This window comes from Streptomyces rubiginosohelvolus, assembly GCF_014649875.1.
In the GTDB taxonomy this organism is placed as follows: Bacteria; Actinomycetota; Actinomycetes; order Streptomycetales; family Streptomycetaceae; genus Streptomyces; species Streptomyces rubiginosohelvolus.
Genome location: NZ_BMTW01000007.1, coordinates 18818 through 31693 on the forward strand (window position 1 = coordinate 18818; position 12876 = coordinate 31693).

At 74.5% G+C, this 12876-nt stretch carries 7 protein-coding genes; 1 reads left to right on the top strand and 6 read right to left on the bottom strand.

Annotated elements, in window-relative coordinates; translation table 11 throughout:
• From IE134_RS17480 to IE134_RS17505, 6 genes are all read right to left on the bottom strand, one after another.
• On the bottom strand, positions 1–3761 hold a 3761-nt coding region (locus IE134_RS17480; protein WP_229823637.1), incomplete at its 3' end, for a hypothetical protein.
• Positions 3762–3827: 66 nt separating this feature from the next.
• Positions 3828–4775, bottom strand: a complete 948-nt coding sequence (locus tag IE134_RS17485; RefSeq protein WP_098020492.1) for a hypothetical protein — start codon at positions 4773–4775, stop codon at positions 3828–3830.
• A 103-nt stretch (positions 4776–4878) separates the two neighbouring features.
• Entirely contained in the window at positions 4879–6408 is a 1530-nt protein-coding gene (locus IE134_RS17490; RefSeq protein ID WP_097975514.1) for a hypothetical protein, read from the bottom strand.
• A gap of 71 nt (positions 6409–6479) precedes the next feature.
• The gene (locus tag IE134_RS17495) at positions 6480–10106 is read right to left on the bottom strand and encodes a hydantoinase B/oxoprolinase family protein (RefSeq protein ID WP_189431000.1); all 3627 of its coding nucleotides are present in this window, start codon (positions 10104–10106) and stop codon (positions 6480–6482) included.
• A gap of 111 nt (positions 10107–10217) precedes the next feature.
• A complete protein-coding gene (locus IE134_RS17500; RefSeq protein WP_030722542.1) occupies positions 10218–11636 on the bottom strand; it encodes a HEAT repeat domain-containing protein in 1419 nt (472 codons plus the stop codon).
• 289 nt (positions 11637–11925) lie between these two features.
• Positions 11926–12318 (bottom strand): ankyrin repeat domain-containing protein, encoded by a 393-nt coding sequence (locus IE134_RS17505; RefSeq protein ID WP_010057417.1) that lies wholly within the window; start codon positions 12316–12318, stop codon positions 11926–11928.
• A gap of 331 nt (positions 12319–12649) precedes the next feature.
• Between IE134_RS17505 and IE134_RS17510 the strand changes: the two genes are divergently transcribed.
• Complete coding sequence (locus tag IE134_RS17510; protein WP_006123109.1) at positions 12650–12844, top strand: hypothetical protein; 195 nt, start codon at positions 12650–12652, stop codon at positions 12842–12844.
• The last annotated feature ends 32 nt before the right edge of the window (positions 12845–12876 follow it).

Genomic DNA, 12876 nt, shown 5'->3' on the forward strand with positions numbered 1-12876 from the left:
AGGGAGCGGCGGGACTCGGCGGCGGACTGCCGGGCCTCCTCCAGAGTGCCGGGGTACGGGTCGGGGTCCTCGGTGCCCTCCTCCGCGCCGTGGTCGCGCAGGAGGTCCCGCAGGAGGGCCGCGGTCTCGTCGAAGCCGCCGGCGGAGTCCTCGGCGGTGCGGTGGGCGTGCAGCAGCTCGCTGTGGGCGGCGCGGGCGGTGTCCAGGGTGGCGGTCGCGTCGGCCAGTTCGGCGTTGGCGGTACGCAGGAGGGCCTGGGCCCCTTCGGCGTCGGCCGGGACCAGGTCGTCCGGCAGGTCGGTGTGGTGGGGGCGTTCGTCGTCGGGGGCGAGCCGTTCGGCCTCGCCGCGCAGCCGGCCCAGGTGCTCGCTGGCGGTGGAGGCGCGGGTCTCCAGGAGCTGGACGTGTGCTTCGGCGCGGGCGGCGGCGGCCTGGCGGGACGGGCCGTCGGCTCCGTCGGTGCCCTCCAGGAGCTGGGCGGCGCGGGTGCGGACCTTGTTGGTGAGGCGGTCCAGCTCGGCCAGGGCGGCGCTCTCGTCGCTCTCGGCGCGGGCCTGTTCGGCGCGCAGGTCGGCGCCGACGCCGACCTTCTCGTACAGCTGGGACGCGGCCCGGTAGGCCTCGCGCAGGGTGGGCAGCGCGGTGCGGGCCTTCGACTCGTCCTCCTCGGGGAGGACTTCGGGGACGCCAGCGATCTCGGCGCGTTCGGCCCGCAGGGCGCGGGCGGTGCGGCGGGCGTCGTCCCCGGCGCGCTGGGCGGCGCGGCGGTCCTCGTCGGCAGCGCGGGCGAGGTCGAGGCAGACGGCTGCGCGGGCCTCGGACTCGGCGGCCTCGTCGACCAGTTCGCGCAGGCGGGCCTGCCAGCCGGAGCGCTCGCGAAGCCGGTGGGCGAGTCCCGCGAGGGCGTCGGCGGCGCGGCGGGCCCGCTGGGCGGCCTCCTGGCGCTCGTCGCGGACCCGGGCGGTGTCGGCGGCGGCCTCGTCGGCCTCGGCGCGGGCGGTGCGGGCCTCGGCGAGGACGGCTTCGGCGCTCTCGGCTGCCGTACGGGCGGTGGCGGCGGCCTCGGCCAGTTCGGCGAGCATGCCGGGCGGGCAGTCGGCACGCCAGGAGCCGATCCGGGAGGCGAGGGCGCGGTCGCCGGAGAGGCGGGCGGCCAGCGTCCTGATGTCCTCGTCGCGGGCGGCGGCACGGCTGCGCAGCGCGTGGCGCTCCTCGTCGGCGGCGTGTTCGTCGTGCATGGCCGGGTTCGGCGGGACGAGGAAGACGCCGTCGCTCGCGGACTCGGAGCCGGTGCCGGGGGCCGGGACGGGGGCGAGGAGAGCGGCGGCGGTGCCGACGGCGACGGCCGAGCGGGGCAGCAGGGCGGCACCCGCGAGGACTTCGCGGGCCCGGGTGTGGGCGTCGGGGTCGGTGATGACGACGCCGTCGACGAGTTCGGGGCGGGCGGCGAGGACGGCGGCGTGGTCGGCCGGGTCGACGGCCTGGGCGAGGTAGCGCCAGCCGGGCAGGGCGGGGATGCCGTGCTCGCCGAGATATTCGACGGTGGCCAGGACGTCGGGGCCGGGCGGCAGCAGCCCGCCCTCGCCGAGGGCGCCGAGGATGCGGGCGTCGTCGGCGGCGGCGGTGCGCAGGTCGAAGAGGCGGCGTTCGGCGGCGGCGACGGACTGGTCGAGGAGGTCGCGCAGTTCGTCGGCGCTGCGGTCGAACTCCTCGGCGTTCAGGGGCTGCTGGGCGATGGGCTGGTCGGCGAGGGCGACGGCGCGGTCCGGGGAGGCGTCGGGCGCGGTGCCCGTGCCGTCGCTCCGGTGGCCGGTCGTCGTGGCGTCGTCGCCGGTGGGGGTGGTGCGGGCGGTGCCCTGGTCCTGGCCCGGCGTCCCGTCGCCGGACTCCCGGCGGGGGTGCGGGACGCCGGTGCCCGAGGGCAGGCCGAGCAGGTCCGCGAGGCGCGGGTCGGCGGCGATCGACGCGGCGGCCAGGTACTCGTCCTCGTAAACCCGCTCAGCGGCCTTGGCGCCGTCGGCGGCGCGGGCGGCGGCCAGTTCGGCGCGGCTCTCGGCGGCGGCCGCCTCACGGGCGGTGTCGGCGGCGGAGCGGGCGGCTTCGCGGGCGGTGTCCCAGGCGGCGACGGCGGACTGTTCGGCGTCGCTGGCGGCGAGGGCCGCGCGGGCGGGGTCGGCGTCGGGAGCGGTGTCGTCGAGCCAGCCGGCCCGAACGGCTTCGGCGGTCTCCTGGCCGACCTCGGCGAGGCGCTGGCGCAGATGTCCGGCCTCGCTGCGGGCGCGCTGGGCCTCGGTGGCGGCGACCGTGGCGTCGCGGTGGGCGCGTTCGCCGGTGGCCTGGAGGGTGTCGGAGCGCTCCTCCTCCTCGTTGGCGAGGCGTTCGCCCTCCTCGGCGGCCTTGTGCAGGGCGCGGACGAGGTCGGTGGCGGCGGCGGAGCGGGCGGCGAGGGCGGGGGCGGCATCGCGTTCGGCCTCGCGGATGGCGGCGGCGACCCTGGCCGAGCGGTCGGCGGCGGCGCGGTGGCGCAGGACTGCTTCGGCGGCCTGCCAGGCGGCATGCAGGGTGCGGGCCTCGACCAGCTCCTTGCGTCCGGCGGCGGCACTCTTCTCGGCCGCGGTGAGGGCCAGTGAGGCGTGCCGGTAGGCCAGTTCGGCGGCGATCAGGGCGCGGCGGCCCCGGGTGGTCTCGGCTTCGGTGACGGTGTGGGCGGCGGCGGTGACGCGTTCGGCCAGCTCGGCGGTGCGGCCGCGCTCCTGGGCGGCGCGGGCGGAGAGGCGGCGGGCCAGGGTGCGGGTGCGTCGTTCGGCCCCGGCGTGGATGTCTCGGGCCCGGGTGCGGGTGTCGGTGGCCTCGACGATCCGGCCGAGGAGGTCGACGGAGCCGGCGGTGAAGTCGCGTTCGGCGGTCAGCTCGGCGCGGCGGCCCAGTTTGTTGCCGAAGCCGCTGACCAGGTCGGCGAGGCCGTCGGTGTCGCGGGTGTCGGTGACGGCGCGCAGCAGGAGGTCGGTGAAGTCGGAGTCCTTCTTCACCGCGAAGAGACCGGCGGCCTCGCCCTCGTCGGCGTTCATCTCGCGCTGGTAGCGGAAGAGTTCGGGGTCGAGGCCGAGGTCGCCGAGGTGTTCGTTCCAGCGGTCGTGGATCTCTTCCCAGTGCACGTCGAGGTGCGCGTAGAACTTGCCCGCGTCCGTCAGCGCGTCGCGGAAGCCCTTCATGGTGCGCCGCCTGCCGCGGGCGCCGGAGACGCCTTCGGCGGGGCGGCCCACGGCGGAGGCCTCGGCGACGGGCAGGCTGTCCAGACTGAGCCCGGGTCCTGGGCGGAACGAATACCAGGCCTCGGCGAACTTGCGCGGGTCGTTGGAGACCTGGCGGCCCCGCCATTCGCTGACCTTGCCCACGACGACGCACTCACCGGTGAGGGTGTGCTGCCACTCCAGGGCGACGTGCCCGCAGTCGTCGGCGAGGAGGAACTTGCGCAGGACGCCGGAGCTGGCCCCGCCGAGAGTGTTGCGGTGGCCGGGGAGCATCACCGAGAAGATCAGCTTGAGCAGGACGGACTTGCCGCCGCCGTTCTCCAGGAAGAGGACGCCCGCGGGCGCGGGGCGGCGGGGCGGACCGACCGGCTCGTCCTCGAAGAACTCCGCCTGGGCGGGCGCGGGGTTGGGGACGGGTGCGCCGACGCCGCGCAGGTCGAGGACGGTGTCGGCGTAGCGCGCACCGGCAGGCCCGATGGAGTAGAGGCGGACCCGGGACAACTCGTACATGGCGGCGGACTCTCGTCGTTCGGTGAGCGGGGGTGAAGCGGCGGGGGGTGTGCGGGTCGGTCGGGGTCAGGAGTGGAAGGGCAGGCCCGCGTCGGCGGCCAGCTCCACGCTGTCGGGGTCGGGCGGCGGCAGCAGGGTGGCGGAGCCGTCGGTGACGGGGACGACGCCGAGCTCCAGCAGTTCGGCCATGGCGGCGCTGCCCGCCAGGTCACGGACCTGGAGCTGGTAGCGGGCGGTGGTTCGGTAGGCGCCGCCCGCGTCGTCGCCGGTGCGCTGGAGGAAGCCGGAGTCGGTGAGAAAGGCGACGGCCTTGCCGATGATGCCGGTGGTGGATCCGGCGAGCCGGCGGGCGTCCTTGGTGGCGCCGGTGGCGCTGCGGCGGGCGTAGATCCGCCAGCCGGCTTCGAGCCCGGGAGTGTCGCTGACGGGGTCGGTGTTGTCGCCCTGCTCCTCGGCACGCTCCTCCAGCCGTCGGCAGGCCTGGCGTACGAAGGCGTCCACGCCGTTGACCGTGATGCGGCCGATGTACGCGTCGTCGGCGAGGTCCTCGGGACGGGGGAAGGCGAGGGCGGCGACGGCGAGGTGGGCGAGGCCGTGCAGGAAGCGGTCGGCGGCGTCGGAGGAGGCGCGGCGGGCGTAGTCGCCCATGCGGACGGCGAAGACGGAGTCCTCGCCCGCCGTGACGGCCATCCCGGCGCGCGGGGAGACCTCCAGGACGACGAGGCCGAGGCCGGTCGCGACGGCGTCGGCGAGCCGGGCGAAGGCGCTCTCCTCCCGGTAGCGCCGCAGGAGGTCGGCGTATTCGGCGTCACGGGCGGGCAGCAGCTTGGGCTGGAGCCCGAAGGAGACCAGACGGGCGGCGTCGGCGGCGTCGGCCGGGGTGACGGGGGTATGTCCGGCCGGCTCGGCGGTGTGCGGAGAGCTGGTGTGCGGAGAGCTGTGCGCGGAGTCGGGCCCGGACGCCGTGGAGGGCTCGGTCCACGCGTCGGGGTGCTCGGCGTCGTGGTCGCTCACGGCTGGGACTCCTCGGTACGGATGCGGTGCGGGTGCGGGTGCGAGAGGCGGGCGGGGCCGGCCGCGACGGAAGAGACGGCGGGCGCGGTGCGGGCGGGGCAGGTCACGAGGCCTCCTGGCGGTCGGCGGCCATGCCCACGGCGTCCAGCAACGCGGTGCCCACGATGAGGTCGGCACCGCCGAACTCCGGGTCGTCCAGCTCCGCACCGTCGTCCACGGCGAAGAGCAGGCGCCGCTCGCCCTGGCGGTAGGCGGTGCCGACGGGCGGGCTGGCGGCGTGGACGGCGAGCAGGGCGACCAGGTACGGCAGGTCGGTGTCGCCGGTGCGGCGGGCCTCGGCGAGCAGTCCGGAGAGCCGGCGCGGGGCGTCGTGCTCCAGGTCGAGCAGGGTCATGGCGCGGGCGAGCTGCTCCTCGCTGAACCGGCTGTCGTCGGGGGTGGCGATCAGATCGGGCTCGGGCATCTCCGCGCCCAGGTGCTCGCGCTCCAGGGGCGGGGTGAGCAGCAGGTCGACCAGGTCCCCGACCCGTACGGAGGTGGGGGTGCGCAGTCCGGTGCCGTGGGCGAAGAAGGCGTCGGTGGCCCGGGTGGACTGCTCGACGGGGAGCGGGAGGAGCGGGGCGAGGAGCTGCCCGTACAGGTCGAGGCCCGCGTGGGGGGCGGGCGGGGCGAAGGCCTGCCGGTCCTGCTCGGCGCGGAAGAGGGGCCCCGCCTCCAGCAGCCGGGACTGGAGCTGGGTGTGGCGGCGGATGCAGTCCTTGACGATGTCGACGAGCTCGGCGGCCCGGCGCTTGTGCTCGGGGTCCTCGGCCTCGTCGCGGGCCTTGCGGATGTTGGTGAGGATCGCGTTCTCGTGGCGGTAGCGGTCGGCCACGTGGTCGAGGGCCTCGGCGATCATGTCCGGGACGGTGTGGAGCCAGTCGACGGCGCGGACGTTGCGCCGGGTGGCCTCCAGGGTGCGGCGCAGGGTCTCGGCGTACTGCACGGTGCGGTAGCGGGCCTGTTCGGCGGCGAGCTGGGCGTCGGCGAGGCGGCCCCGGCTGATGAGGACCTCCAGCTTGACCTCGGCGGCGATCTGGGCGCTGGTGACATCGGTGTCCAGCGCGCCGACGAGGACGTTGACCGCTTCGTCGGTGGCGCGGAGGTAGACCGTGCCGCCGTAACCGGGGACCTCTTCGATCAGCTTGAAGTCGTAGTCGCGGCGGACGTAGACCCCGTCGGTGTTGAAGGTGCCGTAGACCGCGCGGAAGCCCCGGTCGACGCTGCCGACGTTGATCAGGTTCTCCAGGACCCAGCGGGCGACCCGTTCGTGCTCGGCGACGGGGCGGCCGGGGGCCTGGGCGGCGACGCGGGGCAGCAGCCTGGCCACTATCTGGTCGTGGTCGGCCCCGGTGTCGAAGTCCATGTTGAGCGTGACGTGGTCGATCGCGGCGAGGGCGACCTCCGCCATCGCGTACACCGTGTACTCGCCGGCCAGATTCGCCTTGCGGACGTCCAGGTCGTGCAGCGGCGCCGTGCACGCCAGCGCGCGCAGCCGCCGCGAGAGCCCCTCGTCGGCGGCGGGCCCCGGGGCAGGCCGCGGCCCCGCGCTGAGCTGCGGCGCAGCGGTGTCCGTGTTGGCAGGCGAAGTCACGTGGGACAGATTAGGTCCTCGCACTGACAACGGTCGAAACGGCGTTTATGCGACCGGTCCCGTACGGGGGGCTACGACCCTGCGGGGCCGTAGCCCCCGCCGCCCGGTGTGCGCACCACGAGCACGTCTCCGGCCTCCAGTTCGGCGGTGTCGCAGCCCTTCAGCGGGACCGCCTCGCCGCCCGCCCGCTCGATGTACTGCTCCCCGGGCGCTCCCGGCTCCCCGCCGTCCGCTCCGTACGGCGGGACGCGGCGGTGGCCGGAGAGCAGGGCGATGGTGACGGGTTCCAGGAAGCGGATGCGGCGCTCGACGCCGTGGCCGCCGTGCCACCGGCCCGTTCCCCCGCCGTCCTCCCGTACGGCGAAGGACTCCAGGCGGACCGGAAGCCGCCACTCCAGGATCTCGGGGTCGGTGAGCCGGGAGTTGGTCATATGGGTCTGTACGGCGTCGGCGCCGTCGAAGCCGTCCCCCGCTCCGGAGCCGCTGGCGATCGTCTCGTAGTACTGGACGTGGTCGTTGCCGAAGGTGAGGTTGTTCATGGTCCCCGAGCCCTCGGCCTGGCCGCCGATCGCCCCGTACAGGGCTCCGGTGACCGCCTGGGAGGTCTCCACGTTGCCCGCGACGGTCGCCGCCGGGTAGCTGGGGTCGAGCATCGAGCCGGGCGGAATGGTCACGTCGAGGGGTTTCAGGCAGCCGCTGTTGAGCGGGATGTCCGCTCCGACGAGGGTGCGGAAGACGTAGAGGACGGCGGCCATGACGACGGAGCGGGGCGCGTTGGCGTTGCCGGGCTGCTGGGGGGAGGTTCCGGTGAAGTCGAGGTGGGCGCTGCGGGCGTCCCGGTCCACGGTGAGGCGGACCTGGATCACGGCCCCGCTGTCGGTCTCGTAGCGGCAGTGGCCGTCGTGCAGTCCGGCGACGATGCGGCGTACGGACTCCTCGGCGTTGTCCTGGACGTGCCCCATGTAGGCGTCCACGACGTCGGCCCCGAACTGGTCGGTCATCCGCCGCAGTTCGGCGATGCCCTTCTCGTTGGCGGCGATCTGGGCGCGCAGGTCGGCGAGGTTGGTGTCCGGGGAGCGGGAGGGGTACGGGGCGGCGGCGAGCAGTTCCCGGGTCTCCTCCTCACGCAGCCGGCCGTCGCGGACGAGCGGCCAGTTGTCGAAGAGGACGCCCTCCTCGTGGATCGTCCGGCTGAAGGCGGGCATGGAGCCGGGGGTGATGCCGCCGATCTCGGCGTGGTGGCCGCGCGAGGCGACCAGGAACCGGAGCTTCCCCTCGTCGAAGACGGGCGTGACCACGGTGACGTCGGGCAGGTGGGTGCCGCCGTGGTACGGGTCGTTGACGGCGTACACGTCGCCGGGGCGCAGGGTGCCCTCGTTCCGCCGGAGCACCTCCTTGATGGACTCCCCCATGGAGCCGAGATGGACCGGGATGTGCGGGGCGTTGGCGATCAGGTTGCCCTCGGCGTCGAACAGGGCGCAGGAGAAGTCGAGGCGTTCCTTGATGTTGACGGAGTGGGCGGTGTTCTCCAGCCGGACGCCCATCTGCTCGGCGATCGACATGAAGAGGCTGTTGAAGACCTCCAGCAGCACCGGGTCGACCCGGGTACCGACGGCGGTGCGTTCGGGGCGGGGGGTGCTGCGGGTGAGGACGAGATGTCCGGTGGGGGCCGCTTCGGCCTGCCAGCCGGGGTCGACGACGGTGGTGGCGTCGTCCTCCGCGACGATCGCGGGCCCGGTGACGGTGGCGCCGACGGGCAGGTCCGCCCGCCGGTGGAGCGGGGCGCGCTGCCACCGCCCCTCCGCGTACAGGTCCACGGTGTCGGCCGGGGGCGGCGGGGCGTCGTGGGAGTCGGGGCCGGAGCCGGTGGCGGGCTGGATGCCGTCGGCCGATTCGGCGGTCCCCGTGGCGTCCGTGACCCCGGTGGCTTCCACCGAGACCGTCTCGACGACGACGGGCTTGTCCATCGTGAAGCCGAACCGGGCCCGGTGGGCGGCCGCGAACGCCTCGGCCATGGCGGCCTCCGTGTCCAGGTCCACCGGAAGCGCCGCGTCCGTCCCCGCGTACCGCAGCAGGATCCGGGCCCGGGTGGTGATCGCGGATTCGGGCACTCCGTCGGCGCGCAGGGCTTCGCGGGTACGGTCGGCCAGCTCGGCGCAGAGCCGCTCCACCCGCTCCCGGCAGGCCGCGTCGAGCTGTTCCTCCACCGACTGTTCGCGCATCGCGGTCGCGTCGGCCAGGCCGATGCCGTACGCGGAGAGCACCCCGGCGAGCGGGGGCACGAGGACGGTGTCGATGCCCAGCGCGTCGGCGACCGCGCAGACGTGCTGGCCGCCCGCGCCGCCGAAGCCGGTGAGGGCGTAGCGGGTGACGTCGTGGCCGCGCTGCACGGAGATCTTCTTGACGGCGTTGGCCATGTTGAGCACGGCGATCTCCAGGAAGCCCGCCGCCACCTCGGCCTCGTCCGGCCGCTGTCCGGTGGCGCGCCCCACCTCGTCGGCGAGCTCCGTGAACTCCGCGCGTACGTGGTCGGCGTCGAGGGGAAGGTCGCCGTCCGCGCCGAAGACCGCCGGGAAGTGGGCGGGCTGGACGCGGCCGAGCATCACGTTGGCGTCGGTGACGGTGAGGGGGCCGCCCCGGCGGTAGCAGGCGGGGCCGGGGTCCGCGCCGGCCGAGTCGGGGCCGACGCGGTAACGGCTGCCGTCGAAGTGCAGGACGGAGCCGCCGCCGGCCGCGACGGTGTGGATGCTCATCATCGGGGCGCGCATCCGGACCCCGGCGACCTGGGTTCCCAGCTCGCGTTCGAACTCCCCGGCGTAGTGCGACACATCGGTGGAGGTGCCGCCCATGTCGAAGCCGATGACCCGGTCGTGACCGGCCTGCTGCGAAGTGCGGACCATGCCGACGACGCCGCCGGCCGGTCCGGAGAGGACGGCGTCCTTGCCGCGGAAGCGGGCGGCTTCGCGCAGGCCGCCGTTGGACTGGAGGAACATCAGCCGGATCCCGTCGAGGCGGGCGGCGACCTCGTCGACGTACCGGCCGAGGACGGGTGAGAGGTAGGCGTCGACGACCGTGGTGTCGCCCCGGGGGACGAGCCTGATCAGCGGGCTGACCTCGTGGGAGCTGCTGACCTGGGTGAAGCCCGCCTCCCGGGCCGCCTCGGCGACGGCCCGTTCGTGGGCGGGGTGGCGGTAGCCGTGCATCAGGACGACGGCGGCGCTGCGCAGTCCCTCGGCGTGGGCGGCGCGCAGCTGTTCGCGTACGGGGCCGAGCTCCAGGGGCCGTACGGTGCCGCCGTGGGCGTCGATACGTTCGGGGACCTCGATCACGCGCTCGTGGACGGACTCGGGCAGGACGATGTGCCGGTCGAAGAGGCGCGGCCGGTTCTGGTACGCGATCCGCAGCGCGTCCCGGAAGCCCTCGGTGATCAGCAGGACGGTCGGTTCGCCCCGCCGCTCCAGCAGGGCGTTGGTGGCGACGGTGGTGCCCATCCGGACGGCGGCGACCCGGTCGGCGGGCACCGGTTCGCCGGGGTCCAGGCCGAGGAGCAGCCGGATTCCGGCGACGGCCGCGTCGTCGTAGCGGCCGGGGTCGTGGGAGAGGAGCTTGCGGGTGATGAGCCGGCCGTCGGGGCGGCGGCCCACGATGTCGGTGAAGGTGCCGCCCCGGTCGATCCAGAACTCCCAGCGTCCGGTCATGGCGCCATTCTGTGCCCGTGGGCGGGAGGCCGCAGGAAGAAGTCTGCGGGCCCCGCACCCGCAGGCAGGAGGCCCGCGGGTGCGAAAGGCGCTCGTCCGGCCCGATCCGCCTCAGACGGCCGACGCGTCCGGCCCGATCCGGCTGCGCACCGCCGTCTGGACCTCGGCCTCCTCGGCCGGGTCGGCGGCGAGGCGGCGCAGGCGTTCGGCGACGCGGATGTCGCCGGTCTCGGCGTGCAGGGCGGCCACCTCGCGGGTGGTCTCCTCGCAGTCCCAGAGGCACTCCACCGCGAATCCGGTCGCGAAGGACGGGTCGGTGGCGGCCAGAGCGCGGGCGGCCCTGCCCCGCAGGTGCGAGGAGGACGTCTCGCGGTAGACGTGGCGCAGGACGGGGGCGGCGCAGGCGATGCCGAGGCGGCCGGCTCCGTCGACGAGGGTCCACAGCAGGGGGGCGTCGGGTCCGTCTCCGCGTACGGCCTCCCGGAGCGCGCCGAGGACTTGGGGAGCGTCCTGGGCGGTGCCTCGGCAGGCGAGCACTCCGGCGGCGGAGGCGCCGAGTGCGTCGGGGCGATGGGCCCAGCGCCTGGCCCGCTCGACGGCGTCGTCGCCGGTCATCCGCTCGAAGGCGGCGATGGCCGTGTGGGCGACGGTGAGGGAGGGGCTGAGGGCCGCGGCCTCGATGAGGTCGAGGACGACGGGTTCGCCGGCCTCCGCGAGGTAGTGCAGGGCGGCGCAGCGGGCGCCTTCGGGGCCGCTGCGGGCGGCCTCGACGATCTGGGGAAGGTCGTCGGGTCCGGCGACGGCGGTGAGGCAGCGGGCCGCGGGGACGTGCAGTTCGCTGCCGCGTTCCAGGGCCTGCTGGGCCCAGTCGAAGACGGCCTGGACGCTCCAGCCGGGGCGGGGACCCCCGGGGCGCATCTGGCGCTGCCATCGGTCGAACGAGCCCTGTTCGCCGGCGGCCCGGACGCGGGCGCCGACCGCTTCGCGCGGGTCGTCGGCCCACAGGCGCCAGGGTCGCGGCTCGAACGAGTCGCGTACGGCGGCGGCGAGGTCGGCCGCGCCCTCGTCGGTGGCCGGGAAGCGGGCGAGGACGGGCAGCGCGAGGGAGCGCAGGCCGGCGTCGTCGTCGCGCAGGGCCAGCTCGTCCAGGGCCCAGGTCCAGTTGGCGCCGGTCGTCGCGTAGCGGCGGAGCAGGGCCAGGGCGTCGTCGCGTCCGTAGGAGGCGAGGTGGCCGAGGACGGAGAGCGCCAGACCGGTGCGGGAGTCGTCGGTATCGATGTGGTCGTCGGGATCGGCGAGGTGCCGCTCGATCTCCTCGATACCGCCGTCGAGGTCGAGGTAGAGGCGCGCGTAGTAGAGGGAGCGGTTCTCCACCTGCCAGTCGTGGCGGGGGTCGCTCACGACGCAGTGGTTGAGGGCCGCGAGGGCCTCGGGGCGTGGTGCGGCGAGCGCGTGGAGCGTGCCGTCGCCGCGGCCCCTCTGCAGCAGGCCGAGCAGGGTGCCGCTCGGCGCTATGAACGGATCGAACATGGGAGAAAGCCTCACATCAAGCTGTCGACGCAACCGGGACTGTGCAGTGCCCCGTGCCTCTCGGCACGTGGGGGTGTCCGGGGGACACCGCTACGCCGCGCAGTGACATGATCGGCCGACCGCCGTCTTTCGCCTGGTGTAGAGCATCTTCCTCTGCCTCTCGTCGGTGGCCCTGAGCGGGCCCGCGACGTCATGATGACCCAGCCATTTCGCCACCGCGACCACATTTACGACGGACCGGTCAGCGAAGCCCACGGCGGACGCGCCCAGCGGCGCCCCCGCCGCCGTCTCACCGCGCACCGAAGCGTTCCAGCAGGTCGGACTTGCCGAACATCCGGGCCGTGTCCAGCGCGGACGGTGTTCCGGCGGCCGGGTCGGCGCCGGCGGCGAGCAGCGCGTCGATGACGGCGTCCTCGCCCTTGAAGACGGCTCCGGCCAGCGGGGTCTGGCCCCGGTCGTTGGCCCGGTCCGGGTCGGCCTCGCGGGCGACGAGGGCGGCGACCGTGGCGGCGTGCCCGTGGTAGGCGGCGAGCATCAGCAGCGTGTCACCCCGGTCGTTGGTGAGGTTGGCGGGGACTCCGGCCTCGACGTACGCCGTGAGTGCCTCGGTGTCGCCGGTGCGGGCCAGGTCGAAGACCTTGGTCGCCAGCTCGACCACCTCGGGATCGGGGGTTTCGCTCATCGGGACGGGCCGCCTTCCTTCGACTGCTGCCACGGCTGCTCACCGCCGTGGTTGACCTGGTGGGGAGTACGGCGGGGGGCCGTACGAGTGAATCGACAGGGTACTGCTCCCGGGCCGACATGACCCGGCCCGGATGCGGCAAGGGATCACCGCGGCTGATCCCTGCCCGGCACGGACCGGGTGATGCCGCTCCCCGGGGGCCGACTTCTGTGAGCCAGTCAAGTGAAAGCGCGGGATATTCACTCGATTGCACCTTTTGTCGTATAGATACTTCCCGTGATCCTGGAAGGACTCATGGTGACTGTCCCCTTCAACCAGGAGAGAACCGCTCATGATCCTTTCCATCTCGGGCGTGGTACTGCTCGCCATCATCGTCTTCCTGTTCTTCAAGAAGGACGGGCTCAAGGCATCCCACGCCATCGTCTGTGCCCTGTTCGGCTTCTACCTGGCCGGCACCGCCATCGCACCGAGCATCACGGCGGGCGGGGCGAGCCTCGCCGGCCTGCTGGGCGGGATCAAGTTCTGACGCTCCGCAACCGCTCCCACCCCTTCAGGAGA

Excerpts from the sequence above, each read along its gene's own strand:
- IE134_RS17500 (WP_030722542.1), bottom strand. The coding sequence starts at position 11,636 with ATGTTCGATCCGTTCATAGCGCCGAGCGGCACCCTGCTCGGCCTGCTG.
- IE134_RS17495 (WP_189431000.1), bottom strand. The coding sequence starts at position 10,106 with ATGACCGGACGCTGGGAGTTCTGGATCGACCGGGGCGGCACCTTCACC.
- IE134_RS17510 (WP_006123109.1), top strand. The coding sequence starts at position 12,650 with ATGATCCTTTCCATCTCGGGCGTGGTACTGCTCGCCATCATCGTCTTC.
- IE134_RS17505 (WP_010057417.1), bottom strand. The coding sequence starts at position 12,318 with ATGAGCGAAACCCCCGATCCCGAGGTGGTCGAGCTGGCGACCAAGGTC.